The organism is Bacillus sp. SIMBA_008, assembly GCF_046535495.1.
In the GTDB taxonomy this organism is placed as follows: domain Bacteria; phylum Bacillota; class Bacilli; order Bacillales; family Bacillaceae; genus Bacillus; species Bacillus subtilis.
On the sequence record NZ_JAWRWL010000716.1, the window covers coordinates 1 to 260 of the forward strand.

The 260-nt window shown below is 37.7% G+C and carries 1 protein-coding gene; it reads left to right on the top strand.

Features of this window, described 5'->3' with window-relative positions; translation table 11 throughout:
* The first annotated feature begins 76 nt into the window (after positions 1-76).
* On the top strand, positions 77-217 hold the full coding sequence (locus SB658_RS25120; protein WP_410603132.1) for a DUF3985 family protein: 141 nt from the start codon (positions 77-79) through the stop codon (positions 215-217).
* Positions 218-260 lie beyond the last annotated feature (43 nt).

The window sequence follows — 260 nt, forward strand, 5'->3', positions numbered from 1 at the left end:
TCGTCTTATGCCGTTCCATAAAAAGTCTGAGGCGAGTAAAATAAGATAAGCAGAGCAAAGCTTGGAGGAATTCTAGATGGAAATTTTAACGATTCTTTTAATAGTCTTGCTCATTTATGCTGTTTTTAAAGTAGCATATGTAGCATTAAAGATACTCGCGATCCTATTAGTTATCTTTTTAATCGTAGAGTTCGGCAGTAAATTGCTTGGGGGATAGGGTATGTTGTACGCTTTAAGTGTCGAAGGGTGTCGGTAAGTCG

Coding starts and splice junctions, on each gene's coding strand:
- SB658_RS25120 (WP_410603132.1), top strand. CDS start 77: ATGGAAATTTTAACGATTCTTTTAATAGTCTTGCTCATTTATGCTGTT.